The organism is Azospirillum sp. ST 5-10, from assembly GCF_051225715.1.
Taxonomy (GTDB): Bacteria; Pseudomonadota; Alphaproteobacteria; order Azospirillales; family Azospirillaceae; genus Azospirillum.
This window is the reverse complement of the sequence record NZ_JBPJSP010000032.1, coordinates 58,056-80,101: the sequence shown is the minus strand read 5'-3', so window position 1 is coordinate 80,101 and position 22,046 is coordinate 58,056. Positions and strand designations below refer to the sequence as shown.

The following is a 22,046-nucleotide window of genomic DNA, read 5'->3' as shown; positions in this document are numbered from 1 at the left end:
AGATGCGACTTGCGAACGACCCGATGTCCAATCCACTCCCGTGAACCGGACCACAGAGCCCATCCGCCTGCGCATCCTGTCTCGAAACACTCTTCGATTGTCAAAGACCCCGGCGCTCCCCGGAGGGTTCGCCCCGGCGGCTCGGCGCCGCTCGGTGACCGGATATCTAGTCGGTTGCGCCGGGCCGGTCAAGACCAAAATCGCAACCCCCTCGCTTTTTTCTGAACCGCCGCCGCAGAGCGCCAATCGACGCCGAGACGATGGACCGGCCGAACAAATCGACCAGGGTCCAGTGGTTCAGAAATACTTGGACTATCCTATGCGCCATCGCGCCGCCGAGGAGATCGGCAGCACCGGTGGTATGGGATTGTTCAAGAAGGCGGGTCCCGGATGCCGGCACCAGGGCACCGGCGGGGGAGGCGAGCTTATATGGGATGCCCAGCACCCCTGTCCAGCGGTTTCTTACCGGACGATGACGACGCCGGAGCCCGAGGGCTCCGGCGCTTCGCCGAAAATGTGACGACGCCGGAGCCCGAGGGCTCCGGCGTCGTGGCAGGCGGCGGGATCGTGCGTCAGGCGGTGCGGCGGAACAGCGCCTCGGCTGCGGCGTGCGGGTCCAGTTCGGGCCGCGCCAGCAGCGACGGCGCGCCGGTGATGCGGGCCACCGCCTCGGCGAGGCGGGCGAGCGTCGACGCGCGGTCGGCGACGACGCCGTGGCGCAGGCCCAGCAGGTAGTTGCGCACGGCCTGGCGGATCGCCTCGGCACCGGCCAGGCCCTTCACCTTGCCGGCCGCCGCGGCGAAGTACTTGCGTTCCTCGAAGTCGGCGCTGACGCAAGCCTCCACCGCCTTGGTCACGGCCTCGCCGTGGCGGGGGTGGGCGAGCAGATCGAGCGCCTGGGCGATCGGGTCCGTGGCGCCTCGAGGCTGCCGGCGGCGTCCGGACCGGTCGTCGGTGCGGAGTTGCATGGTGTCTCTGTCGTCGTTGTGTCGCGATAGGCTCCCAGGAACAGATCGCCGAGAGCCCGTCTGAGCAGGATGGTAATGCGTGAACGTTGCCGATGTTCCATACGATGGCGAATCATGCGGCAGCGCTGGCACAGCGCCACGAGCTGGCCGGGCGTCAGCGCCACGGCGGGCTGGACGCCGGGCCGCCCGTCCCGCCGGCAGGCGGCGAGCACCACCCGGGTGGTGCGCACCCGGGCATAGTCGACGATGTCGGGCCAGGCCGCCGCCCGGCCGCCACCGTCACGCCAGGTGTCCCCCCCGGCGTCGAACCAGCGGCCGTCCGGCAGGCAGCGGACCTGCTGCCCGTGCGGACGGCCGCAACACTCGCACCGCCCCTCCGCCCGCACGAAGCGGACGAACCGGCTCAGATCGGGCCAGTCGGAAGGGGCACACCGGATGTAGCCGCTCTGCATCGCCATGAACCGAGATATAGCGCGATTCCCGGTGCTGGTGAATCCATCAATTGTGGATTCAGCGGTCGCGACCGAAGGCGGCGGACCGGGCGGGGCGGGCACCGGAGTCGCGGCCCCGCGACTCGAAGGGCCGGCCGCCGCGGGACGGCCCGCCGGGCCGCCGTCCGGGGCGCGCACCCCGCGGCGGGGCGTCGACTCGGGTGGTCGGCTCCAGCCCCGGCACCCGGTGCACCGGCACGCGGTCGCCGATCAGCCGCTCGATTCCCCGCAGCACGCCGTGGTCGGCCCGGGTGGCGAAGGAGATGGCGATTCCCTCCGCGCCGGCCCGGCCGGTGCGGCCGATGCGGTGGACGTAGTCCTCGGGATTGCGCGGCAGGTCGAAGTTGATGACGTGGGTGATGTCGCGCACGTCGATGCCGCGCGCCGCCACGTCGGTGGCGACCAGCAGGCGCACCCGCCCGTCGCGCAGACGGCCGAGCGTGCGGGTGCGGGCCTCCTGGCGCATGTCGCCGTGCAGGGCCGCGGCGGCGTGGCCGTCGGCGGCCAGCGCCTCGGCCAGCTCGTCGGCATCGCGCTTGGTGGCGGCGAAGACGATGGCCTTGCCGACCTCGTCGAGGCCGGCGATGTGCTGCAGCAGGCGCCGCTTGTGGTGGAGGTCGTCGGCGTAGAGCAGGCGCTGCTCGATCTTCGGCGCGCTGGCCGGGGTGCTCTCCACGGCGACGCGGGCCGGGTCGCGCAGCAGGCCGCGGGCGATGCCCTCCATCCGGCGGTCGAGCGTGGCGGTGAACAGAAGGGTCTGGCGCGCCGCCGGGCAGGCCGAGGCGATGGCCTGGATGTCCTCGGCGAAGCCGAGATCGAGCATGCGGTCGGCCTCGTCGAGGATCAGCACCTCGACGTCGCCGAGGCGCGCCGTGCCGCGGCGCACGTGGTCGAGCAGGCGGCCCGGCGTGGCGACGATGACGTCGTTGCGCCGCGACAGGTCGCGCAGCTGCTGGCGGTAGGGCACGCCGCCGAGGATGTCGGCGACGAACAGGCGGCGGAACTTGACGTAGGTGCGGGCCGCCTGGGTCACCTGGCGGGCCAGCTCGCGGGTCGGCGCCAGCACCAGCACGCGCGGACCGAAGGGCCGCGGCAGGGCGGCGGCCACGGAGGCGTCGTCGGCCGCCATCAGGCGGTGCAGCGACGGCAGCAGGAAGGCGCCGGTCTTGCCGGTGCCGGTGTCGGCGGTGGCGAGCACGTCGCGGCCCTCGAGGGCGACCGGGATCGCGGCCGCCTGGATCGGCGTCGGCGCGGTGTGGCCGGCGAGTTCGAGGGCGCGCAGGAGATCGGAATGCAGGGTGAGATCGGAAAAGGACAAAGGATCGGTCCAAGGCAAAGCGACGGAGCCGCGGCCCGTCGTGAAGCCGCGGAACGGTCAAGGACGCTTGCCGGAGGAGAGGAGGCGCGTGGGCGCCGGAACCCGGGGTCCCGGCCGTCGGATGCCCGGCGGCCAGGGAAGCCGCCGGCCGAGCTGTCGAACCTCGCTCGGACGACGAACACGCCTCCGACGAAAGCGCCTCTCATATAGGGTGTTGCGACGCACAACACCAGCTTTCTTTGTCGCGACGGACGGTCACCGCGGCATGCGGCCGGACAGGCAGGCCTCGCGGGCCCGCGCGTCGGTGGCGCCAACCGGGGTGGCGCCCGACGCGTACCCCTCCACGGGCAGCCGGCCGCCGTCCCGCAGGTGCCAGGCGAGGACGCACGAGCACAGGCGCGCCGCCTCGACCGGCTCGGCGGCGTGGGCGGCGGCGAAGGGACCGGCCTCGCAGGCGGCGACGAAGGCGCGGGCGTCGGGCGCCGCGGCCTCCTCCGGCGGATCGCCGCCGAACACCAGGAACGCCGCGCCGACCATGGCCAGCAGCAGAACGAGATAGCGGCGCAAACTCGACAAACCTGATTACCCCTATCGTATTATTCCGGCCCGTTCGTCTCCCCGAAGGATCGGACCGCCCCGTTCGAGGTAAATGGAAGTATTAGCCTGCACGCACCCAAGTCGCGGAAGGTGATGTTAATCTCTCGTTAACTGGCAGGATGGCTTGATGATCTCAACGAAGCGCACCATCCCAAGAGGAGCCAGCCATGACGACGCTCGCCGCCACCATCGCCGCCGCCACCGCCGCGCCGTCGGTCGGCATCGCCTCCCAGGCCCATCGCGAACTGCTGGAGGAGTTCATCGGCCTCGTCAAGAGCCGCATGGACGAGACCCGGGATCCCTTCATCGAGGACAGCCTGAAGGACCTGCTGGTCACCCTGACCGAGCAGCACGACGGCTATTTCGCGGCGCCCGACGCGCCGGCCGCCGCCTGACCCGACGCCGCCCCCTCGCCACCCCGCTTCCGGAGACCGCCGCCATGACCGCCGTCCTCGCCTTCGCCACCCCGCGTTCGATCGATGCCGCCGCCGAGGTCCACCGCGACCTGCTGGACGCCTTCATGGACCGCGTGCGGGCGCGCCTCGCGACGGCCGACGACGCCTTCGTGCGCGACAGCCTGGTCGAGCTGCTGGCCTCCCTCGGCGAGCAGCGGGACGGCTACCGCATCCCGGTCGCGGAGTCGGTGGCGGCGTGAGGCAGCGGGCGCCGCGGCGCGGCGCCCTCCCCGTCCCGGCCTCAGCCGTTCAGCTCCGCCCACATCGCCAGGTCGCGCTCGGCGGTCCAGATGCGGGGGTCGCGGATGCCGCTCATCTCGTCGAAGCAGCGGGTCACGTTGAACGGCATGCAGTGCTGGAAGATCACCCAGCCGCCGTATGTCGGCTCCAGCCGCTCCAGGGCGGTGCGGTAGACCTGCTGCAGCCCGTGGCCCGCCGCCACCCCCTCCTTCACCACCGCGGTCAGGTCGGTGAGGAAGCCGCGGGTCTGGGCCAGGGCGTCGCGCACCTGGCCGCCGTCGGTCAGCGCCTCGCCGCGGCCCGGCACCATCTTGTCCGCCGCGAACGCGCCCAGCCGGTCGAGCGTGCCCGGCCAGTCCGTGAAATAGGCGTCGCCGCAGTAGGGAGTGGCGCCGTACTCGACGAGGTCGCCGGAGAACAGCACCTTCTCCTTGGGCAGCCACACCACGGTGTCGCCCTTGGTGTGGCCGCGCCCGGCGTGGATGATGTGCACCTCGCGCTTGCCCATCCACATCACCAGCCGGTCGTGGAAGACGATGGTCGGCCAGGTCAGGCCGGGCACCGATTCCACGGCGCGGAACAGGCGCGGGAAGCGCTGGATCTCCGAATCCATGTCCTGCTGGCCGCGTTCGCGGATCAGCTCCAGGGTGGCGTCCGAGGCGATCACGTTGTCGGCCCGGTAGCCCGACGCGCCCAGCACGCGCACGGCGTGGTAGTGGGTGAGGAGGACGTGGCGCACCGGCTTGTCGGTGACGCGGCGGATGTGGCGGACCAGGTCCTCGGCCATGGCCGGCGTGGCGCGGGCGTCGATCACCATGACGCCGTCGTCGCCGACGATGACGCCGGAGTTGGGGTCCCCCTCCGCCGTCAGGCAGTACACCCCCTCCGCCAGCTCGGCGAAGGTTTCCTTCTTTTCCTCGAGGTCGGCTTGCGACGCGAACGCCTTGGCCATGGTCCTTGATCCTCCCTGATGTCTCGCGGGTCCGCTCACGCGCCGGTGTAGCGGACCACCTCCTGGTCGATGGCGCCGAAGACGCTGCGTCCCTCGGCATCCTGCATCTCGATGCGCACGCGGTCGCCGAAGCGCAGGAATTCCGTGCTGGGCTTGCCGGCGACGATGGTCTCCACGGTCCGCTGCTCGGCGATGCAGGAGTAGCCCACGCCGCCCTCGGCGATGGGCTTGCCCGGGCCGCCGTCCAGCTTGTTCGACACGGTGCCCGAGCCGACGATGGTCCCCGCCCCCAGGTGCCGGGTCGCCGCGGCGTGGGCCACCAGGTGCGGGAAGTCGAAGGTCATGTCGACGCCGGCGTCGGGCCGCCCGAACGGCACGCCGTTGATGAAGGACAGCAGCGGCCGATGCGCCCTGCCCTCGCGCCACGCCGCGCCGAGCTCGTCCGGCGTCACCGCCACCGGCGCGAAGCTCGACGCCGGCTTGGCGTGGAAGAAGCCGAAGCCCTTGGCCAGCTCGGCCGGGATCAGGCCGCGCAGGGACACGTCGTTGACCAGCATCAGCAGCTTGATGTGGCCGGCGGCGGCCTCCGGCGTCACCGCCATGGGCACGTCGTCGGTGATCACCGCCACCTCGGCCTCGAGATCGATGCCGTGGGCCTCCGAGATCGCCTCGATGGGGTCGCACGGCCCGAGGAAGCGGTCGGAGCCGCCCTGGTACATCAGCGGGTCGGTCCAGAAGCTGGGCGGCATCTCCGCGCCGCGGGCCTTGCGCACCAGCTCCACATGGTTGACGTAGGCCGAGCCGTCGCACCACTGGTAGGCGCGCGGCAGCGGCGCCGTGCAGGCCGCGGGGTCGAAGGGCAAGGTCTCGCCGACCTCGCCGCTCTCCAGGGCGGCGGCGACGGCGCGCAGGTGCGGTTCGGTGGCCGACCAGTGGTCGAGCGCCGCCTGCAGCGTGGCGGCCACCTGCGGCACGGCCACGGCGCGGGTCAGGTCGCGCGAGACGACGACGAGGGTGCCGTCCCGGCCGCCCTCCTTGAGGGACGCGAGCTTCATCGGTGCGGTGTCTCCCTGTTCCGGCCGGCTATTCCGCCGCCTTGGGCGGGGCCGGCGTCTTCCAGCTGTCGACGTAGCCCTGCCACTCGACGCGGCGGGCGGCGTCGCCGACCTCCAGGGCGTCGCGGGCGTCGATCATCACGGCGTACTCGTCGGTGGCCGGCTTCTTCGGGGTGAAGGCGTTGTTCAGCGCCTTGGGGTGCGGCCCGTGGGTGAAGCCGCAGGGATGGAAGGTCATCATCCCGGGATGGATGTTGTCGCGCGAGAAGAAGTCGCCGGCGTGATAGAACAGCACCTCGTCATAGTCGTCGTTGTTGTGGAAGAACGGCACCTTCAGGGCGCCCTCGTCGCTCTCGAAGGGGCGCGGCGCGAAGGTGCAGACGACGAAGCGGTCGGCGACGAAGGTGGTGTGGGCGCTGGGCGGCAGGTGGTAGCGGTGGCTCATCAGCGGACGGATGTCCGTCACGTTCACCCGCACCGCCGCCAGGTCGCCCTTCCAGCCCACCGCGTCCAGCGGGTTGAAGGGATAGGTGACGGTGGTGACGGCGTCGCGGCGCTTGACCCGCACGCGCCATTCCCGCTCGTCCTGCTGCGCCCGGAACGCCTCGTCCAGCGCCGGCACGTCGAGCATCGCCGGGTCGAAGATCGCGTGCGGCCCCAGCATCCCCTTGTCGGGCAGGCGGAAGGTGGAGTTGGTGGCCTCCACCAGCAGCGCCGTCACCGGCTCGGCGCACTCGATGCGCCACATGGTGGAGCGCGGCAGCACGAGGTAGTCGCCGGCGCGGAACTCCAGATGGCCGAAATCGCAGTAGAGGTCGCCGCGCCCGGCGTGGATGAACAGCAGCTCGTCGCCGTCGGCGTTGCGGGCGAGATGGTCCATGGCGTCGGGAGCGCGCCACAGGCGGATCTTCACGGCGGCGTTGTGCAGCACCGCGCCGGCGTCCCACGGCGACGGCTGCGGCCCCTCCAGCCGCGCCAGATCGAAGGCGCGCGGCTTCAGCGGCCCGTCCCACGCCGTCCATCCCGTCGGCGGGTGCCTGTGGTACATGTGGGTGGCGGGGCCGAAGAATCCTTCCTTGCCCAGCTCGCGCTCGTAGGTCCCCGCCGGCAGGTCGGCGTGGGCCTGGCGCGACGCCGTGCCCTCGACCCGCGGGAACGAGATGTACTGTTTCATCGCTACCCTTCCCTTCCCCCTTGTCGCCGGCTCCGTCGGCCGCCCTGGCGGCGGCCGCGCCGGAAGCCGCCCCGGGGGCTTGACGCAGTGGCGCTCGGCGGTAGAATTGTTTCAAACGAAACGAATTGCAAGCCCCACGATCCGCACCTCCAGCGAAGGCCTGCCATGCCCGATTCCGATGCGCCCTCCCCCGCCCCGCCCCTCCGTCCCGAGGAGGAGGCGCTGGAGCTGGAGCGCTTCCTTCCCTACCGGCTGTCGGTGGTCAGCAATCTGGTGAGCCGCGCCTTCGCGCGGCGCTACGAGACGGCGTTCGGCCTGTCGATCCCGGAATGGCGCGTGGTGGCGGTGCTCGGCCGCTACGCCCCGGCCTCGTCCCAGGAGATCTCGCGGCGCACCGCCATGGACAAGGCGAAGGTCAGCCGCGCCGTCGCGCGCCTGGTGGCGTCGGGACTGGTGAGCCGGACCGACAACCCGGAGGACCACCGGCAGAACGTGCTGACCCTGACCGCGCGCGGCCAGACCACCTACCGCGAGATCGTGCCGCTGGCCCGCGCCATCGAGCGTGACCTGGTCGAGGGAATGACGGTTGAGGAGGTGGCGCTGCTCGACCGGCTGCTCACGGCGCTGAAGGGACGCGCCGAGGCGCTGGCGCCGGGCGGCACGGCCGACGGGGTGGACTGACGCTTCGGACCGACGGGGGAGCCGATGGACGGGACCGCAGGGACGCGACCGACGATCGTCCGCATCTGGCGCGGGCGCACCCGGCGCGCGGACGCCGACGCCTACGAGGCCTACAACCACGAGGCCGGGATCAAGCCGCTGATCGAGAAGGCGCTGGGCGTCCAGACCTTCCGCGAGGACCGGGAGGACGAGACGGAGTTCGTGACGGTCTCCTACTGGGCGAGCGTCGAGGACATGGCCGCCTTCACCGGCCGCGACCCGACGGCGATCCACCACCTCGACCGCGACCCCGAGTTCCTGATCGAGCTTCCCCGGGCGGTGCAGATCCTGCGGCTGCGCCACAGCCACGGCGTGACCGGCGCGCCGCCAGGCGCCCCGTAGGGCCCGGACCGCGCTCGGCGGGCCGCCGCCGCATGCGCGCCCTCACGCCACCAGGGTGGCGGCGATCGTCCACATGACGACGGCGATGACGACCTCCAGCACCCGCCACGCCGCCGGCCGGGCGAACACCGGCCGCAGCAGGCGGGCGCCGTAGCCGAGCGCGAAGAAGAAGAGGAAGGAGGCGGTCATCGCCCCGAGGGCGAAGGCGCCCTCGGCGCCGGCGAAGCGGGCCGACACCGAGCCGATGAGGACGACCGTGTCGAGATAGACGTGCGGGTTCAGCCACGTCAGCGCCAGGCAGGTGGCCAGGGTCGCCGCCAGCCCGGCGGGTGCTGCTGCGGCGGCGGTCGTCAAGGCGGCGTCCGAACGCAGCGCGGCGCGCAGGCTGCGGACGCCGTAGGCGACCAGGAAGGCGGCCCCGCCCCAGCGCAGGGCGAGGTCGAACCACGGCCAGCGGCCGCCCGCCTGGGCGAAGCCGGCCACCCCGGCGAGGATCAGCACGGCGTCGGAGAGCGCGCAGGCGAGGCAGACGGCCAGGACGTGCTCGTTGCGCAGCCCCTGGCGCAGCACGAAGGCGTTCTGCGCGCCGATGGCGACGATCAGGCTGAGGCCGAGGAAGAGCCCCGGCGCGAAGGCGGCGATCATGACGACTCCGTTCGTCGGTGAACGGATCCGTGCTATCACCGCGACACGGTTTAGGGAATTTACCGTTTCTCGGATCGGTTAAGCGGAGCTAATCCGTGCTCGACTATCCCCTCCTCGCCGCCGTGGCGGCGGTGATCCGCAGCGGCAGCTTCGAGCGCGCCGCGCAGCGGCTCCACGTGACGCCGTCGGCGGTGTCGCAGCGGGTCAAGCAGCTCGAGGAACGGCTCGGCACCGTCCTCGTGGTGCGCGGCCAGCCCTGCACCGGGACCGCCGCCGGCCGGCGCCTCTGCCAGCACGTGGAGCAGGTGGCCCTCCTGGAGGGGGAATTGCGCCGCGCGCTGCCCGGCATCGGCGCGGACGGCCCGCCGGTGGCGCTGCGCATCGCCGTCAACGCCGACAGCCTCGCCACCTGGTTCGTCGCCGCCATGGCGGCGGTGCCGGGATGCCTGTTCGACCTCGTCCTCGACGACCAGGACCACAGCGCCGACTGGCTGCGCAACGGCGAGGTGCTCGCCGCCGTGACGGCGCGCGAGGAGCCCGTCCAGGGATGCGACAGCCGGCCCCTCGGCGCCCTGCGCTACATCGCGACGGCCAGCCCGGATTACGTCCGCCGGCACTTCGCCGGCGGGATCGACGCCGGCAGCGCCGCCCGGGCGCCCTGCCTGGTCTTCAACCGCAAGGACCAGCTCCAGGCGCAGTGGCTGCGGCTCACCTTCGGCCTCGAGGCGACGCCGCCCGCCCACTGGCTGCCCTCGTCGCAGGCCTTCGTCGACGCGGCCCTCGCCGGCCTCGGCTGGGGCATGAATCCGGAAATCCTGGTGGAGGGGCATCTGCGCGCCGGCACCCTGGTGGCACTGCGGCCGGACCGGCCGCTCGACGTGCCGCTGCACTGGCAGCACAGCCGGATCGCCAGCGCGACGCTGGCCGATCTCACCAGCGCCGTCCTCGCCACCGGCCGCGCCCGGCTGCGTCCGGCGGCGGGCTGAGCGCCGGCGCGGGTCAGCGCCCCTCGGCGGCGTCCAGAGCCGCCCGCAGGCGGGCGAGGTCCTCGCGCATCGCCGCCAATTCGTCCAGCGGGCGGCCGGCGGCGGCGGCGATGCGGCCGGGCACGCAGAGCGCCTTCTCCCGCAGGGCGCGGCCGGCGGCGGTGAGATGGATGCGCACCACCCGCTCGTCGGCGGCGTCGCGCGACCGGCGCACCACGTCCTGCGCCTCCAGCCGCTTGAGCAGCGGCGTCAGGGTGCCGCTGTCGAGCCCCAGGCGCTCGCCCAGCTCCTTCACCGCCATGCCGTCCGTCTCCCACAGCAGCAGCAGGACGAGGTACTGGGGATAGGTCAGCCCCATCTCCTCCAGCAGCGGGCGGTAGACCCGCGTCATGGCGTGCTGGGCGGCGTAGAGGGCGAAGCAGAGCTGGTTCGACAGCAGTAAGGGGTCGTTCGCGTTCATGGCCCGGACCGGGGTTGGCGGGATGCTCCGCCATTAGTTGCGCGCAATTCCCGGGTTTTCCAGGGAATTGCGCGCCGATGGGGCGGGGATCAGGCGATCGCCGTCGTCACCGTGACGTTGCCGCGGGTGGCGTGGCTGTAGGGGCACACGCGGTGGGCGCGGGCGACCAGATCCTCGGCCACGGCCGGCTCGACGCCGGGCAGCGACACCGTGAGGTCGACCGCCAGGCCGAAGCCCTCGCCGTCGTCGCGCGGGCCGATGCCGACCTGGGCGGCCACCGACACGTCGGCGGGAACGGCGATCTTGTCGCGTTGGCCGACGAACTTCAGGGCGCCGATGAAGCAGGCGGAGTAGCCGGCGGCGAACAGCTGCTCGGGATTGGTCGCGCCGCCCTTGCCGCCCAGCTCCTTGGGCGCCGCCAGCGCCACGTCGAGCAGCCCGTCGTCGCTGCTGGCCCGGCCGTCGCGTCCGCCGGTCGCCGTCGCCTTCGCGGTGTAGAGGATCTTCATGGTCCGTGCTCCTTCTGGGGTGTTGGGGCGGGCGCACCGTTCCGGTCGCCCGCCGGTGGGATGGTGGGAGGCGCGACTAGCGCGCCAAGGCGTTCTTCAGGGCGGCCGCGGCCTGGGCGACGGCCCCCTTGGCCGCCGGCGTGTCGGCAAGGCCGTTGAGCATGACGAAGTCGTGGATGGTGCCGATGTAGCGGGTGGCGGTGACCGTCACCCCGGCCTCGGCCAGCTTGCGGGCGTAGGCCTCGCCCTCGTCGCGCAGCAGGTCGTTCTCGGCGACGATCACCGTCGCGTCGGGCAGCCCGGCGAGCCGGTCGAGCGGAGCCTTCAGCGGGAACGCCACCGGGTCGCTGCGCGACTCCGCCGGGTAGTTCGCGTCGAGGAAGTAGTGCATGCCCGCCGTGGTCAGCCAGGGCCCCTGGCCGAACGCGGTGTAGGAGCCGTTCTGCGAGACGTCGTCGGTCACGGGGTAGAACAGCACCTGATGGCGGATGGCGGGGCCCTGGCGGTCCTTGGCCAGCAGCGTCACCGCGGCGGCCATGTTGCCGCCGGCGCTGTCGCCGGCCACCGCCAGGCGCGACCCGTCGAGCTTCAGCGCGCCGCCGTGCTCGGCGACGTAGCGGGTCGCCGCGTACGCCTGCTCGTCGTTCTCGGGATAGCGGACCTCCGGGGCTCGGTCGTAGTCGACGAACACCACGGCGGCGCCGCTGCCGGCCGCCAGTTCGCGGATGAGGTGGTCGTGGGTGTCGCGGTCCCCCATCACCCAGCCGCCGCCGTGGAAGTACATCACGGCCGGGAGGATGCCGGTCGCCCCGGCGGGGCGGACGATGCGGACCTTGACCCGCCCCGTCGGGCCGACGGGGAACTCGGTGTCCTCCACCGTGGTGGGCGCGCTCGCAATGGCCGGCGTCTGGGCGCCGGCGAGGACGGCGCGCGCCTCGGCCGGGCCCAAGGTGTGGATCGGCTTGCCGCCCGCCGCGGCGACGGCGTCGACGAAGGCCTGCGTGCGCGGCTCGAGGACCGGCGCGGCCAGCGCCGTGGTGGCGTTCAGGGTGGTGGCGAGGACGGTGGCGGCGATGCCGGTGCGCAACGTGCTCATGGATCTGCTCTCCTCTCTCTCCTCGGTTCCCGAGGGGCCGCCGCAGCCCGGCGGCCGGTGTCGAGGGAACAATCGCCCACAATTCGATTTTGCGCAATCAATTTGCTCGTGCGCTATTGTATTGCGCGCAATGCGAATCCGGCAGGGCTCGCCGGCACGGCGTTTGCCAGCGGACGGTCCCGGCCGCGAGACGGGGACTCCGCTGCCGCCGCAGACGGTCGGCCGCCCGAATGATTCGATTGACATCGGCCGGGCAAACTCGTTTCATCTGAAACGAAACCGCTCCGGCCGGCCCGACCAGAAGGCCGGCCCGAACACCGCTCGAACGGGAGAGAGACACCGATGACCATCCGTCTGTCGCGCCGCAGCCTGATGCGCGGCCTCGGTGCCGGTGCGGCGCTGGGCGCCGCCGGCGGCACCCTCGGGGCCCCGCGCGCCGCCCGCGCCGCGACCACCCTGAACTTCTCGTCTTGGCTGCCGCCCAAGCACCCGATCGTCGTCAACGCGTTCGAGCCGTGGGCCGAGGAGGTGAAGGAGGCGACGGACGGGCGCGTGCGCATCCGCATCCTGCCCAAGCCGCTCGGCGGGGCGCCGCTGCACTTCGACATGGCGCGCGACGGCGTGGCCGACATCACCTACGGGCTGCACAGCTTCACCCCCGGCGACCGTTTCCTGCTGAGCCGGCTGGCCGAGTTCTCGTTCCTCGGCAACGACGCGGCCGAGCTGTCGGTCGCCTACTGGAACCAGTACGAGAAGCGCCTCGCCAAGGCCAACGAGCACGCCGGCGTGCACACGCTGGGCGTCTTCACCCACGGCCCGGGCGTGCTGCACAACCGGGTGCGGCCGGTGCGCGTGCCGGACGACGTCAAGGGGCTGAAGCTGCGCGTCCCCGGCGGCTACGTCAGCGACCTGATGAAGCGCATGGGGGCGACGCCGCTGCTGGCACCGTCGCCGGAGGTGTACGAGATGCTGTCGAACGGCGTCATTGAGGGCGTCACCTTCACCCTGGAGGCGCTGACCGCCTTCAAGCTGACCGACCACCTGAAATACACCTCGACCGTGCCCGGCGGCATCTACAACACCTCCTGGTTCTTCGTGATGAACCAGGGCAAGTGGGACGGGCTGGAGGACAAGGACAAGGAGGCGGTGTCCAAGCTGTCCGGCGAAGCCTTCGCCCGGCGGGTCGGCAAGGCGTGGATCGAGGCCGACCGCGTCGCCCGCGAGAAGATCGAGGCCGCCGGCATCGAGATCATCGCCGCCGATCCCGCCTTCGTCGCGGCGCTCGCCAAGCACGTCAACGCCCTGGAGGGCGACTGGGCGCAGGAGGCGCAGGCCAAGCGCGGCGTCGACGGCAAGGCGGCGCTGGCCGAGCTGCGGGCCGCCACCGGCATCACCCTGCCGCCGTCATGACGGTGGAGGCACACGAGGGCGTGGCGGGGGCGGGCAAGCGCTCCGAGCCGGACCGCGCCCATCGCCTCCTGTCGCGGGCTCTCGGCGTCGGCGCGGCGGTGCTGCTGTTCGCCATGGCGGCGATGACCACCGCCGACGTGCTGGGCCGCGACCTGCTGGGCCAGGGCGTGCCGGGCTCCTACGAACTGACGTCGATGATGCTGGCGGCGCTGATCTTCGTCGGCCTGCCGCTGGCCACCGAGCGCGACGAGCACGTCATGGTCGACCTGATCGACCACGTCCTGCCGCCGCGCTGGGTGCGGCGGCTGGGCGGGCTGACCGGCCTCCTGTCGGCGGCGGTGCTCGGCGTGCTGGCCTGGCAGCTCGCGGTGCGCGGCGCCAGCCTGCTCGACGAGGGCGGCGTCACCAACGTCCTGCGCCTGCCGCTGGCCCCCGTCGCCTACCTCGCCGCCGTCACCACCGCGCTCGCGGCGCTGGTGCAGGCGGCCCGGGCGGCGGCGCTGCTGCGGGGCTAGCCGGGCGGGTACGTCGTCGCGGCGGCCGCCAGCCCTCTTCTCTCGATCGGACCCCATCATGACGGAATCGCTGGTCGGCTTCGGCGCCCTGTTCACCCTGATCGTCCTGCGCATGCCCATCGGCTTCGCCATGGCGCTGGTCGGCACGGTCGGCTTCGCGCTGCTGGTGGACTGGGGGCCGGCGCTGGCGATGCTGCGCCAGAACACCTTCGACGCCGGCTTCTCCTACTCCCTGTCGGTGCTGCCGCTGTTCATCCTGATGGGCAACCTGGTCACCCGCGCCGGCATTTCCGGCGAGCTCTACCAGGCCGCCTACGCCTTCCTCGGCCACCGCCGGGGCGGGCTGGCCATGGCCTCGGTGGTGGCGTGCGGCGGCTTCTCCGCCGTGTGCGGCTCGTCGCTCGCGACGGCGGCGACCATGTCCAAGGTGGCGATGCCGCCGATGCGCGCCTTCGGCTACGCCGACAGCCTCGCCGCCGGCTCGATCGCCGCCGGCGGCACGCTCGGCATCCTCATCCCGCCCAGCGTCATCATGGTGATCTACGGCCTGCTCACCCAGGCCGACATCGGCAAGCTGTTCATCGCCGGCATCCTGCCCGGCCTGCTCGGCGTCGTCCTGTACGTCGCCGCCATCGCCGTCTCCACCACCCTCGACCCGACGCTCGGCCCCCCCGGCGAACGCATGCCGTGGGGCGAGCGGCTGAAGGCGCTGCGCGGCGTCGCCGGCATGCTGATCCTCTTCACCGTCATCATGGGCGGCATCTACGGCGGCCTGTTCACCCCCACGGAGGCGGCCGGGGTCGGCGCCTTCGCCGCCTTCCTGATGGCCCTGGCGCGCGGCCGGCTGACGGTGCCGGTGCTGCTGGACCTGCTGGTGGACAGCGCGCGCACCACCGCCATGCTGTTCGTGGTGATCATCGGCGCCCTGCTGTTCGCCAACTTCGTCACCTTCGCCGGCTTCGCCGACGCGCTGCGCGACTGGATCCTCGATCTCGACATGCCGGCTCTGATGGTGCTGCTGGCGATCGTCGCCATCTACCTCCTGCTCGGCTGCGTGCTGGAAAGCCTGTCGATGATCCTGCTGACGGTGCCGATCTTCTACCCCATCGTCATGGAGCTCGACTTCGGCATCGCCGACCCCGACCTGGTGCTGGTGTGGTTCGCGGTCATCGTCGTCGTGGTGACCGAGATCAGCCTGATCAGCCCGCCCATCGGCATGAACGTCTTCGTGCTGCGCGGCGTGCTCACCGACGTCCCCCTCGGGGTCATCTTCCGCGGTGTCCTGCCGTTCCTCCTGTCCGACGTCGTCCGTCTCGCCCTGATCATCGCCTTTCCCACCCTGTCGCTGCTGCTGCCGTCGCTGATGTGAGAGCGCGACACCATCGCCCAAGACGCGGGCAAGATGCCGGTCTTTTGCGCAGACATTGCATAATTGCATGGCAACCATGCAAAATTATGCAGTCTGCGCATACCACCCATCCCCGCGGGAGGGGTTGCCGGTCGATGTTGCGGCGCAATACTCTGTGACGCAGACGCATTCCTGCGTTTCCTCCCAAGACTCGGGCCGCTGGGGATTCCCCGGCGGCCTTTTTTCTGCTTCAATCGGAAGTAGTCGCAACAGGCATACTCCTTCGGTTGCTCCGTGCATCGGCGTCGCTGCGGGACCAACGGCGGCTGCCAAGCGTTCGGTGTTGCATGGGACGAAAGAAACCGCGCCGGCAGTACGCCGCGCTTCCCTTCACGATCGACGACGGCCTGCGCGTGATGCTCATCACCTCGCGCGAGACGCGGCGCTGGATCATTCCCAAGGGCTGGGCGGAGAAGGGGGTGGAGCCGCACGAGATGGCCGCCCGCGAGGCCTACGAGGAGGCCGGCCTGCGCGGCAGCGTCGCCGCGGAGCCGATCGGCGCCTACCACTACATGAAGCGCCTGACGGCCAAGCGCTCGGTGCCCTGCGTCGTCGAGGTCTTCCCCCTGCAGGTCGACGAGGAGCTGGCGGACTGGCCCGAGAAGCACGAGCGCGAACGCCGCTGGATGCGGCCGTCCCAGGCCGCCCTGCTGGTGGCCGAGGAGGGGCTGATCGATCTGCTGCAGCGGCTGCGCCTGGGGCTGTGACGAGGGGGCTGTGACCGGGGGGCTGTGACCGGGGCATTGTGACCGGGGCATTGTGACCGGGCGGCCCCGCCGTCACGCCGCCTCGCCCATGGTGCGGATGGCGAGCGTGGCCGCGGCGGTGCGGTTCTCGACGCCGAGCTTGGCGAAGATCTGCTCCAGGTGCTTGTTGACGGTGCGCGGGCTGAGGCCGAGGATCTCGGCGATGTCGCGGTTCGGCTTGCCGCGCGCCAGCCACAGCAGCACCTCCGCCTCGCGGGCGGTGAGCGCCAGGCGCTCCTTCAGCAGCCCCTCCGGCCCGCCCGCCGCCGCCTCGGCGAGGCGCAGCAGGTGCTCGTCCGGGCCGATCCGGCCGACGTAGGCGACGCGCACGCCGCGCCCGCCCGCCCCCGCCAGCAGCGGGCCGTCGGCCGGCCCGTGCGCCGCGCTGGCGGCCAGCCAGCCGCCGACCTCCGGAGGCAGCGCCGCGTCGGGCGCCCCGAGGATCTCGGCCAGCAACTGCGCCGCCTGGGGCGTGCACCAGCGCACGCGGCCCGCCGTGTCGGCGGCGAACAGAAAGCGGCCGGTGGCGTCCAGCGCCACCCGGGCGCTGCGCGCCATGCGGGCGTTGGCGAGATGGACGCGGGTGCGGGCGATCAGCTCGCGCGGGATGATCGGCTTGGTGACGTAGTCGGTGCCGCCGGCCTCGAAGCCGCGCACCACGTGTTCGGTCTCGCTGAGGCCCGTCATGAAGATGACGGGCAGGTCGGCGAGGCCGCCGCGGCCCTTCAGGCGGCGGCACGTCTCGAAGCCGTCCATGCCCGGCATGACGGCGTCGAGGAGGACGATGTCCGGGGTGATCCGCTCCAGCAGCTCCAGCGCCGCCGGCCCGTCGAGGGCGACCAGCACGGTGAGGCCGGCCTCCTCCAGCGCGTCCGTCAGCAGGCTCAGGGAGTCCGGAGCGTCGTCGACGACGAGGACGATGTCGCGCGAGGCGACGTCATTCGGCCCGTTCACGCATGCCCTCCAGCGTTGCCATGAAGCGCCTGAGATCGAAGTCCCGCACCAGCGCGCGCAGCGCCGCCGTGGTCTCGGCGTAGCCCGCCTCCTCGCCGTCGATGGCGTCGAGCTTGGCGAGGATGCCGCGGACGTAGCCGATGGCGCCGAGCCCCTGCAGCTCGTCGAGGTGGCGCCGCGGCAGGGGCCGGGCCGGCGGACCAGCGGCGGGACCGGCCGGCGCCTCCTCCTTGCGGGTCCAGTCGAGGCCGAACAGGCCGCCGATGGTCTCGACGAGGAGATCGAGGTCGACCGGCTTCAGCAGGAAGTCGTCGTGGGGATCGCGGTCGCCGCGCCGGTACTCGTGGCCGTTGGCCGAGACCATGACGATGGCGGTGCGCTCCGCCAGGCGCTCGCGCAGGGTGCGCGCCACCTCCCAGCCGTCGAGGTCGGGCATCGAGATGTCGAGGAGCACGAGGTCGGGCCGCCCGGCCTCCGCCAGCTCCAGGCAGGTCGCCCCGTCCGGCGCGGTCTGCACCAGGAAGCCCAGCGGCACCAGCAGGTCGCGCAGCAGCTCGCGGTGGTGGGCGTCGTCGTCGGCGACCAGCACGGCGATGCGCCGGCCGTGGTAGCCGATCGCCCGGGTCGGCCGCCCGTCGCGTCGCGGCTCGGTCACCTCGGGCAGGTGCAGCTTGACGCGGAACACGCTGCCCTGCCCCACCGCGCTGGACACCGCGATCTGCCCGCCCAGCACCTCGGCCAGCAGCTTGGTGATGGTGAGGCCGAGGCCGATGCCGGGCAGCCGCCGCACCCCGGCGTCGCGGCCCCGCTCGAAGGGCTCGAAGATGCGCTCGCGGTCCTCCGGCGGGATGCCGGGGCCGCTGTCCTCCACCTCGAACTCGGCGACCTGGCTGCGGTAGCGCAGGCGCAGCGCCACGTGGCCGCTGCGGGTGAACTTGACGGCGTTGGACAGCAGGTTGAAGAGGATCTGGCGCAGCCGCCGCTCGTCGGTGCGCACGGCGACCGGCAGGCTGTCCGGGCGCTCGTAGCGGAACCCCAGCCCCTTGCTCTCCGCCTGCATGCGGAACATGCCGGCGAACTGCTCCAGGAACTCGCCGATCCGCACCTCGTCGCGGTGCAGCTTCACGTGCCCCGCCTCGATGCGGGAGATGTCGAGCAGCCCCTCGATCAGGCTCGACAGGTGCTCCGAGGAGCGCCGCATCACCCGGATGGCGTCGCGCCGGTGCGGCGGGATGCTGTCGTCGGCGTCGAGCAGCTGGGCGTAGCCGAGGATGGCGTTCAGCGGCGCCCGCAGCTCGTGGCTGATGCCGACGACGTAGCGGGTCTTGGCGAGGTTGGCCGCCTCCGCCGCCTCCTTGGCCTTCTGCAGCGCCGCGTCGGTGCGCTCGTGGGCGGCGATCTCCTGCAGCAGCAGCCCGGTCTGCCGGCGCGATTCCTCCTCGGCGACGCGCCGGCTCTCCTGGGCCAGCACGAACAGCCAGGCGGCGACGCCGGCGACGATGGCGAGGATGACGAACACCATCCAGAAGCCGTGGGTCAGCACGGTCGTGTCGCCGCCGCCGGTCAATGTCAGGTTGGCGTGGATCAGCAGCAGCACCGCCCCCAGCACCGTGTAGGAGACGGCGAGGATCGCCAGATAGTGGCCGAGGCGGGAGTCGAGGCGGGCGGCCAGGGAGGCCGGCAGGGTCGCCCGCACGAGGTCCTGGAGCTGCGCCGACAGCCGCGCCCGCGGCTTGCAGCCGTCGCGGCAGCGCGCGTCGAGCGTGCAGCACAGCGAGCAGATCGCCCCCTCGTAGGCCGGGCAGAAGGCCATGTCCGCCGGTTCGAAGCGGTGCATGCAGATGCAGCAGCGCACGCCGGCGCCGGCCCCCGCCGGCGCTTCGGTCACCGGCCGGGCGAGGTAGTAGCGCCCGCGCGTCAGCGCGGCCAGCGCCGGCGCCGCGACGAAGGCGGTGCCCAGCGCCACGAAGGCGGTGAATGCCTGGGGCACGGCGCCCAGCAGCCCGGCGTGGGCGCAGCCCGCCACCGCCACCGCCAGCGCCATGGCGCCCGGCCCGACGGGGTTGATGTCGTAGAGGTGGGCGCGCTTGAACTCGATGTGGCGGGGGCTGAGCCCCAGCGGCTTGCTGACCGTCAGGTCGGCGACCATGGCGCCGACCCAGGCGATCGCCACCACCGAGTAGAGGGCGAGGATCTGCTCCAGCGAGGAGTAGATGCCGAACACCATGAGCAGGGTGGCGATGGCGACGTTGAAGACCAGCCAGACCACCCGCCCCGGGTGGCTGTGGGTGAGGCGCGAGAAGAAGTTCGACCACGCCAGCGAGCCGGCGTAGGCGTTGGTCACGTTGATCTTGAGCTGGCAGACGATGACGAAGACGCCGGTGACCGCCACCACCGCCGCGCCGCCCGACGGCAGCATGGCGCCGAAGGCGGCGAGGTACATCTGCGTCGGCTCGCCGGCGCGCGCGGAATCGACCCCGTCGCCCAGCGCCAGCACCACCAGGAACGACCCGGCCAGCAGCTTCAGCGTGCCGACCACCGCCCACCCCGGCCCCGCCGCCAGCAGCGCCGCCCACCACGCCGGCCGCCCCTCGCGCCGCGGCAGGAAGCGCAGGAAGTCGACCTGCTCGCCGATCTGCGCCACCAGGGAGCAGACGACGGTGGTCGCCGCCCCGAACTTCAGCAGGTCGAAGCCGGCCGGCCCGCCGCCGGGAAAGCCGATCCATTCCTCCACCAGCTCCGGCCGGGCGGCGAGCAGCCAGGCGAAGGGCAGAAGCTGCAGCGCCACCCACACCGGCTGCGTCCACACCTGGAAGCGGCTGATGAAGGTGATGCCGTGGGTGACCAGCGGGATCACCACCGCCGCACCCAGGACGCAGCCCAGGGTGCGCGGGATGCCGAAGCAGAGCTCCAGCGCCTGGGCCAGGATGACCCCTTCCAGGGCGAAGAAGATGAAGGTGAAGGAGGCGTAGATCAGCGAGGTGATCGTCGAGCCGATGTAGCCGAAGCCGGCGCCGCGGGTCAGCAGGTCGATGTCCACCCCATAGCGGACGGCGTGGTAGGCGATGGGGACGCTGGTGAGGACGATCACCAGCCCGGCGACGAGGATGGCGGGCACCGCGTTGTCGAAGCCGTAGGCCAGGGTGACGGTGCCGCCGATCGCCTCCAGCGCCAGGAACGAGATGGCGCCGAGCGCGGTGTTGGCGACCCGCATCGGCGACCAGCGCCGGGCGCTCTCCGCCGTGAAGCGCAGCGCGTAGTCCTCGAGCGTCTGGTTGGCCACCCACTGATTGTAGCGCCGGCGCACCCGGACGATCTTCTGACGCGCGATCACCAGCCCCCCTTTCGCCGGCGGCCATTACACGGGGCGACAAGTGCACAGAGCAACACCACCCACAACGATAGTCCGTTCGGCAAATCTCCGCAAGCATATTGCGCCGCACATGCTGCGGATGTTCTGCATATACATTTCCGCTTAACAGGGCATCTTCGGGGCGACCGCAAGGCGCCCCAGGATATCAATTTCGATTTTGAGAATAATCCGGCAGCCTTGTCCAGACCATACGTCATTTAACGTATTGCTGCATCGCCGCATCGGGCGGGAAATAGGCCCATCGCACGGACCCCCGACGGTCCGCCGCCCAAAACACCGACAATCAGGAACAGGAGAGGGGTCATGTCCCACGACGACATGAAGACGGGCCTGCCGTCGCCGTTGCGCCGCAAGCTGCTCATGGGGATGGCCGCCCTGCCGGCGGCGGCCCTGCTGCCGGGTCTGGCGCGCGCCGCGGCGCCGGCCACGGCCGCGGTGAACACCACCGGCCTCGCCGTCACCGACACGACGGTGAAGGTGGGCATCCTGCACTCCGTCACCGGCACCATGGCGATCTCCGAGACGGGGTCGGTGCAGGCGGAGAAGCTGGCGATCCAGCAGATCAACGACATGGGCGGCGTCCTCGGCCGCAAGATCGAGTTCGTCCAGGAGGACGGCGCCAGCGACTGGCCGACCTTCGCCGAGAAGGCCAAGAAGCTGCTGGTCCAGGACAAGGTCGCGTCGGTCTTCGGCTGCTGGACCTCCGCCTCGCGCAAGGCGGTCCTGCCGGTGTTCGAGCAGTACAACGGCATGCTCTACTATCCCACCTTCTACGAGGGCCTGGAACAGTCGAAGAACGTCATCTACACCGGGCAGGAGGCGACGCAGCAGATCATCGCCGGGCTCGACTGGGTGGTCAAGGAGAAGGGGGCCAAGACCTTCTACCTCCTGGGTTCCGACTACATCTGGCCGCGCACCTCCAACAAGATCGCGCGCAAGCACATCGAGAACGTGCTCGGCCTGAAGGTGGCGGGCGAGGAGTACTTCCCGCTCGGCCACACCCAGTTCAACAGCGCCATCAACAAGATCAAGCTGAAGAAGCCGGACGTCATCTACGCCATCATCGTCGGCGGCTCGAACGTCGCCTTCTACAAGCAGCTCAAGGCGGCCGGCTTCGACCTGGAGAAGGGTCAGACGCTGCTGACCATCTCGGTGACGGAGGACGAGATCCGCGGCATCGGCGGCGAGAACATCGTCGGCGCCTACGCCTGCATGAAGTACTTCCAGTCGCTGGAGAACGAGAACAACAAGGCGTTCGTCAAGGCGTTCAAGGACATGTGGGGCCAGGACATGGTGATCGGCGACGTCACCCAGGCCGCCTATCTCGGCCCCTGGCTGTGGAAGCTGACGGTGGAGAAGGCCGGCAGCTTCGACATCGACAAGATCGCCGCGGCCTCGCCCGGCATCGAGTTCACCGGGGCGCCGGAAGGCTACGTGCGCGTCCACGAGAACCATCACCTCTGGAGCAAGACCCGGGTCGGCCGCGTGCAGGGCGACGGCCAGTTCAAGGTGATCTACGAGACCGCCGACCTGGTCGAGCCGGACCCCTTCCCCAAGGGCTACCAGTAAGCCGGAACCTTTGCCCCCACCCTAACCCTCCCCCGCTTCGCAGGGGAGGGAATCCGGGCCCTC

General features: G+C 71.5%; 23 protein-coding genes. 11 read left to right on the top strand and 12 right to left on the bottom strand.

Features of this window, described 5'->3' with window-relative positions; translation table 11 throughout:
- Positions 1–572: 572 nt before the first annotated feature.
- Positions 573–968: a hypothetical protein gene (locus tag ACSBPG_RS26445; protein WP_435540235.1), complete on the bottom strand. Its 396-nt coding sequence runs from the start codon at positions 966–968 to the stop codon at positions 573–575.
- 114 nt (positions 969–1,082) lie between these two features.
- Here ACSBPG_RS26445 and ACSBPG_RS26440 point away from each other — a divergent pair, with 114 nt between their 5' ends.
- A complete protein-coding gene (locus tag ACSBPG_RS26440) occupies positions 1,083–1,208 on the top strand; it encodes a hypothetical protein (RefSeq protein WP_435540234.1) in 126 nt (41 codons plus the stop codon).
- A 270-nt stretch (positions 1,209–1,478) separates the two neighbouring features.
- On the opposite strand, the gene ACSBPG_RS26435 is transcribed toward ACSBPG_RS26440, so the two are convergent.
- Positions 1,479–2,777, bottom strand: a complete 1,299-nt coding sequence (locus ACSBPG_RS26435) for a DEAD/DEAH box helicase (RefSeq protein ID WP_435540233.1) — start codon at positions 2,775–2,777, stop codon at positions 1,479–1,481.
- 255 nt (positions 2,778–3,032) lie between these two features.
- Positions 3,033–3,353: a hypothetical protein gene (locus ACSBPG_RS26430; protein WP_435540232.1), complete on the bottom strand. Its 321-nt coding sequence runs from the start codon at positions 3,351–3,353 to the stop codon at positions 3,033–3,035.
- Between the two features lie 188 nt (positions 3,354–3,541).
- On the opposite strand from ACSBPG_RS26430, the gene ACSBPG_RS26425 reads away from it, so the two are divergent.
- Positions 3,542–3,769 carry a hypothetical protein gene (locus ACSBPG_RS26425; protein WP_435540231.1) on the top strand — a complete coding sequence of 76 codons (228 nt, stop codon included), beginning with the start codon at positions 3,542–3,544 and terminating at the stop codon, positions 3,767–3,769.
- 44 nt (positions 3,770–3,813) lie between these two features.
- The gene (locus ACSBPG_RS26420; protein ID WP_435540230.1) at positions 3,814–4,029 is read left to right on the top strand and encodes a hypothetical protein; all 216 of its coding nucleotides are present in this window, start codon (positions 3,814–3,816) and stop codon (positions 4,027–4,029) included.
- A 41-nt stretch (positions 4,030–4,070) separates the two neighbouring features.
- Here ACSBPG_RS26420 and ACSBPG_RS26415 read toward each other — a convergent pair whose 3' ends face one another.
- The 3 genes from ACSBPG_RS26415 to ACSBPG_RS26405 are packed head-to-tail and all read right to left on the bottom strand — an operon-like array spanning position 4,071 to position 7,250.
- Positions 4,071–5,021, bottom strand: coding sequence for an MBL fold metallo-hydrolase (locus ACSBPG_RS26415; RefSeq protein WP_435540229.1), 951 nt, complete (start codon positions 5,019–5,021; stop codon positions 4,071–4,073).
- A gap of 35 nt (positions 5,022–5,056) precedes the next feature.
- Positions 5,057–6,076 carry a fumarylacetoacetate hydrolase family protein gene (locus tag ACSBPG_RS26410; protein WP_435540228.1) on the bottom strand — a complete coding sequence of 340 codons (1,020 nt, stop codon included), beginning with the start codon at positions 6,074–6,076 and terminating at the stop codon, positions 5,057–5,059.
- A 28-nt stretch (positions 6,077–6,104) separates the two neighbouring features.
- Positions 6,105–7,250 (bottom strand): homogentisate 1,2-dioxygenase, encoded by a 1,146-nt coding sequence (locus ACSBPG_RS26405; protein WP_435540227.1) that lies wholly within the window; start codon positions 7,248–7,250, stop codon positions 6,105–6,107.
- Positions 7,251–7,415: 165 nt separating this feature from the next.
- On the opposite strand from ACSBPG_RS26405, the gene ACSBPG_RS26400 reads away from it, so the two are divergent.
- Together ACSBPG_RS26400 and ACSBPG_RS26395 are read left to right on the top strand one after the other, a co-directional pair.
- Positions 7,416–7,931 (top strand): MarR family winged helix-turn-helix transcriptional regulator, encoded by a 516-nt coding sequence (locus ACSBPG_RS26400; protein WP_435540226.1) that lies wholly within the window; start codon positions 7,416–7,418, stop codon positions 7,929–7,931.
- Between the two features lie 24 nt (positions 7,932–7,955).
- Positions 7,956–8,312: an antibiotic biosynthesis monooxygenase family protein gene (locus tag ACSBPG_RS26395; protein ID WP_435540225.1), complete on the top strand. Its 357-nt coding sequence runs from the start codon at positions 7,956–7,958 to the stop codon at positions 8,310–8,312.
- Between the two features lie 42 nt (positions 8,313–8,354).
- On the opposite strand, the gene ACSBPG_RS26390 is transcribed toward ACSBPG_RS26395, so the two are convergent.
- Entirely contained in the window at positions 8,355–8,957 is a 603-nt protein-coding gene (locus tag ACSBPG_RS26390) for a LysE/ArgO family amino acid transporter (protein WP_435540224.1), read from the bottom strand.
- Positions 8,958–9,052: 95 nt separating this feature from the next.
- Between ACSBPG_RS26390 and ACSBPG_RS26385 the strand changes: the two genes are divergently transcribed.
- The gene (locus tag ACSBPG_RS26385; protein WP_435540223.1) at positions 9,053–9,943 is read left to right on the top strand and encodes a LysR family transcriptional regulator ArgP; all 891 of its coding nucleotides are present in this window, start codon (positions 9,053–9,055) and stop codon (positions 9,941–9,943) included.
- Positions 9,944–9,956: 13 nt separating this feature from the next.
- On the opposite strand, the gene ACSBPG_RS26380 is transcribed toward ACSBPG_RS26385, so the two are convergent.
- From ACSBPG_RS26380 to ACSBPG_RS26370, 3 genes are all read right to left on the bottom strand, one after another.
- Positions 9,957–10,403 carry a MarR family winged helix-turn-helix transcriptional regulator gene (locus tag ACSBPG_RS26380; protein ID WP_435540222.1) on the bottom strand — a complete coding sequence of 149 codons (447 nt, stop codon included), beginning with the start codon at positions 10,401–10,403 and terminating at the stop codon, positions 9,957–9,959.
- Positions 10,404–10,492: 89 nt separating this feature from the next.
- Positions 10,493–10,912, bottom strand: coding sequence for an organic hydroperoxide resistance protein (locus ACSBPG_RS26375; protein WP_435540221.1), 420 nt, complete (start codon positions 10,910–10,912; stop codon positions 10,493–10,495).
- A 76-nt stretch (positions 10,913–10,988) separates the two neighbouring features.
- Positions 10,989–12,008, bottom strand: coding sequence for an alpha/beta hydrolase (locus tag ACSBPG_RS26370; RefSeq protein WP_435540220.1), 1,020 nt, complete (start codon positions 12,006–12,008; stop codon positions 10,989–10,991).
- A 342-nt stretch (positions 12,009–12,350) separates the two neighbouring features.
- Here ACSBPG_RS26370 and ACSBPG_RS26365 point away from each other — a divergent pair, with 342 nt between their 5' ends.
- From ACSBPG_RS26365 to ACSBPG_RS26350, 4 genes are all read left to right on the top strand, one after another.
- Positions 12,351–13,418 carry a TRAP transporter substrate-binding protein gene (locus ACSBPG_RS26365; RefSeq protein WP_435540219.1) on the top strand — a complete coding sequence of 356 codons (1,068 nt, stop codon included), beginning with the start codon at positions 12,351–12,353 and terminating at the stop codon, positions 13,416–13,418.
- A complete protein-coding gene (locus ACSBPG_RS26360; RefSeq protein WP_435540218.1) occupies positions 13,415–13,933 on the top strand; it encodes a TRAP transporter small permease in 519 nt (172 codons plus the stop codon). The genes ACSBPG_RS26365 and ACSBPG_RS26360 overlap by 4 nt, the downstream gene beginning before the upstream one ends.
- A 58-nt stretch (positions 13,934–13,991) precedes the next feature.
- A complete protein-coding gene (locus ACSBPG_RS26355) occupies positions 13,992–15,302 on the top strand; it encodes a TRAP transporter large permease (RefSeq protein ID WP_435540217.1) in 1,311 nt (436 codons plus the stop codon).
- A gap of 326 nt (positions 15,303–15,628) precedes the next feature.
- Entirely contained in the window at positions 15,629–16,048 is a 420-nt protein-coding gene (locus tag ACSBPG_RS26350; RefSeq protein ID WP_435540216.1) for an NUDIX hydrolase, read from the top strand.
- Between the two features lie 72 nt (positions 16,049–16,120).
- Here ACSBPG_RS26350 and ACSBPG_RS26345 read toward each other — a convergent pair whose 3' ends face one another.
- Both ACSBPG_RS26345 and ACSBPG_RS26340 read right to left on the bottom strand, forming a co-directional pair.
- Positions 16,121–17,041 carry a response regulator gene (locus tag ACSBPG_RS26345; RefSeq protein WP_435540215.1) on the bottom strand — a complete coding sequence of 307 codons (921 nt, stop codon included), beginning with the start codon at positions 17,039–17,041 and terminating at the stop codon, positions 16,121–16,123.
- Positions 17,025–20,375: a hybrid sensor histidine kinase/response regulator gene (locus tag ACSBPG_RS26340; protein ID WP_435540214.1), complete on the bottom strand. Its 3,351-nt coding sequence runs from the start codon at positions 20,373–20,375 to the stop codon at positions 17,025–17,027. Before ACSBPG_RS26340 ends, ACSBPG_RS26345 begins: the two co-directional genes overlap by 17 nt.
- A gap of 342 nt (positions 20,376–20,717) precedes the next feature.
- On the opposite strand from ACSBPG_RS26340, the gene urtA reads away from it, so the two are divergent.
- Entirely contained in the window at positions 20,718–21,983 is a 1,266-nt protein-coding gene (gene urtA, locus ACSBPG_RS26335) for an urea ABC transporter substrate-binding protein (protein WP_435540213.1), read from the top strand.
- Positions 21,984–22,046 lie beyond the last annotated feature (63 nt).

Excerpts from the sequence above, each read along its gene's own strand:
- ACSBPG_RS26445 (WP_435540235.1), bottom strand. The coding sequence starts at position 968 with ATGCAACTCCGCACCGACGACCGGTCCGGACGCCGCCGGCAGCCTCGA.
- ACSBPG_RS26440 (WP_435540234.1), top strand. The coding sequence starts at position 1,083 with ATGCGGCAGCGCTGGCACAGCGCCACGAGCTGGCCGGGCGTCAGCGCC.
- ACSBPG_RS26425 (WP_435540231.1), top strand. The coding sequence starts at position 3,542 with ATGACGACGCTCGCCGCCACCATCGCCGCCGCCACCGCCGCGCCGTCG.
- ACSBPG_RS26420 (WP_435540230.1), top strand. The coding sequence starts at position 3,814 with ATGACCGCCGTCCTCGCCTTCGCCACCCCGCGTTCGATCGATGCCGCC.
- ACSBPG_RS26415 (WP_435540229.1), bottom strand. The coding sequence starts at position 5,021 with ATGGCCAAGGCGTTCGCGTCGCAAGCCGACCTCGAGGAAAAGAAGGAA.
- ACSBPG_RS26410 (WP_435540228.1), bottom strand. The coding sequence starts at position 6,076 with ATGAAGCTCGCGTCCCTCAAGGAGGGCGGCCGGGACGGCACCCTCGTC.
- ACSBPG_RS26405 (WP_435540227.1), bottom strand. The coding sequence starts at position 7,250 with ATGAAACAGTACATCTCGTTCCCGCGGGTCGAGGGCACGGCGTCGCGC.
- ACSBPG_RS26400 (WP_435540226.1), top strand. The coding sequence starts at position 7,416 with ATGCCCGATTCCGATGCGCCCTCCCCCGCCCCGCCCCTCCGTCCCGAG.
- ACSBPG_RS26395 (WP_435540225.1), top strand. The coding sequence starts at position 7,956 with ATGGACGGGACCGCAGGGACGCGACCGACGATCGTCCGCATCTGGCGC.
- ACSBPG_RS26390 (WP_435540224.1), bottom strand. The coding sequence starts at position 8,957 with ATGATCGCCGCCTTCGCGCCGGGGCTCTTCCTCGGCCTCAGCCTGATC.
- ACSBPG_RS26380 (WP_435540222.1), bottom strand. The coding sequence starts at position 10,403 with ATGAACGCGAACGACCCCTTACTGCTGTCGAACCAGCTCTGCTTCGCC.
- ACSBPG_RS26375 (WP_435540221.1), bottom strand. The coding sequence starts at position 10,912 with ATGAAGATCCTCTACACCGCGAAGGCGACGGCGACCGGCGGACGCGAC.
- ACSBPG_RS26370 (WP_435540220.1), bottom strand. The coding sequence starts at position 12,008 with ATGAGCACGTTGCGCACCGGCATCGCCGCCACCGTCCTCGCCACCACC.
- ACSBPG_RS26365 (WP_435540219.1), top strand. The coding sequence starts at position 12,351 with ATGACCATCCGTCTGTCGCGCCGCAGCCTGATGCGCGGCCTCGGTGCC.
- ACSBPG_RS26360 (WP_435540218.1), top strand. The coding sequence starts at position 13,415 with ATGACGGTGGAGGCACACGAGGGCGTGGCGGGGGCGGGCAAGCGCTCC.
- ACSBPG_RS26355 (WP_435540217.1), top strand. The coding sequence starts at position 13,992 with ATGACGGAATCGCTGGTCGGCTTCGGCGCCCTGTTCACCCTGATCGTC.
- ACSBPG_RS26350 (WP_435540216.1), top strand. The coding sequence starts at position 15,629 with ATGGGACGAAAGAAACCGCGCCGGCAGTACGCCGCGCTTCCCTTCACG.
- urtA (WP_435540213.1), top strand. The coding sequence starts at position 20,718 with ATGTCCCACGACGACATGAAGACGGGCCTGCCGTCGCCGTTGCGCCGC.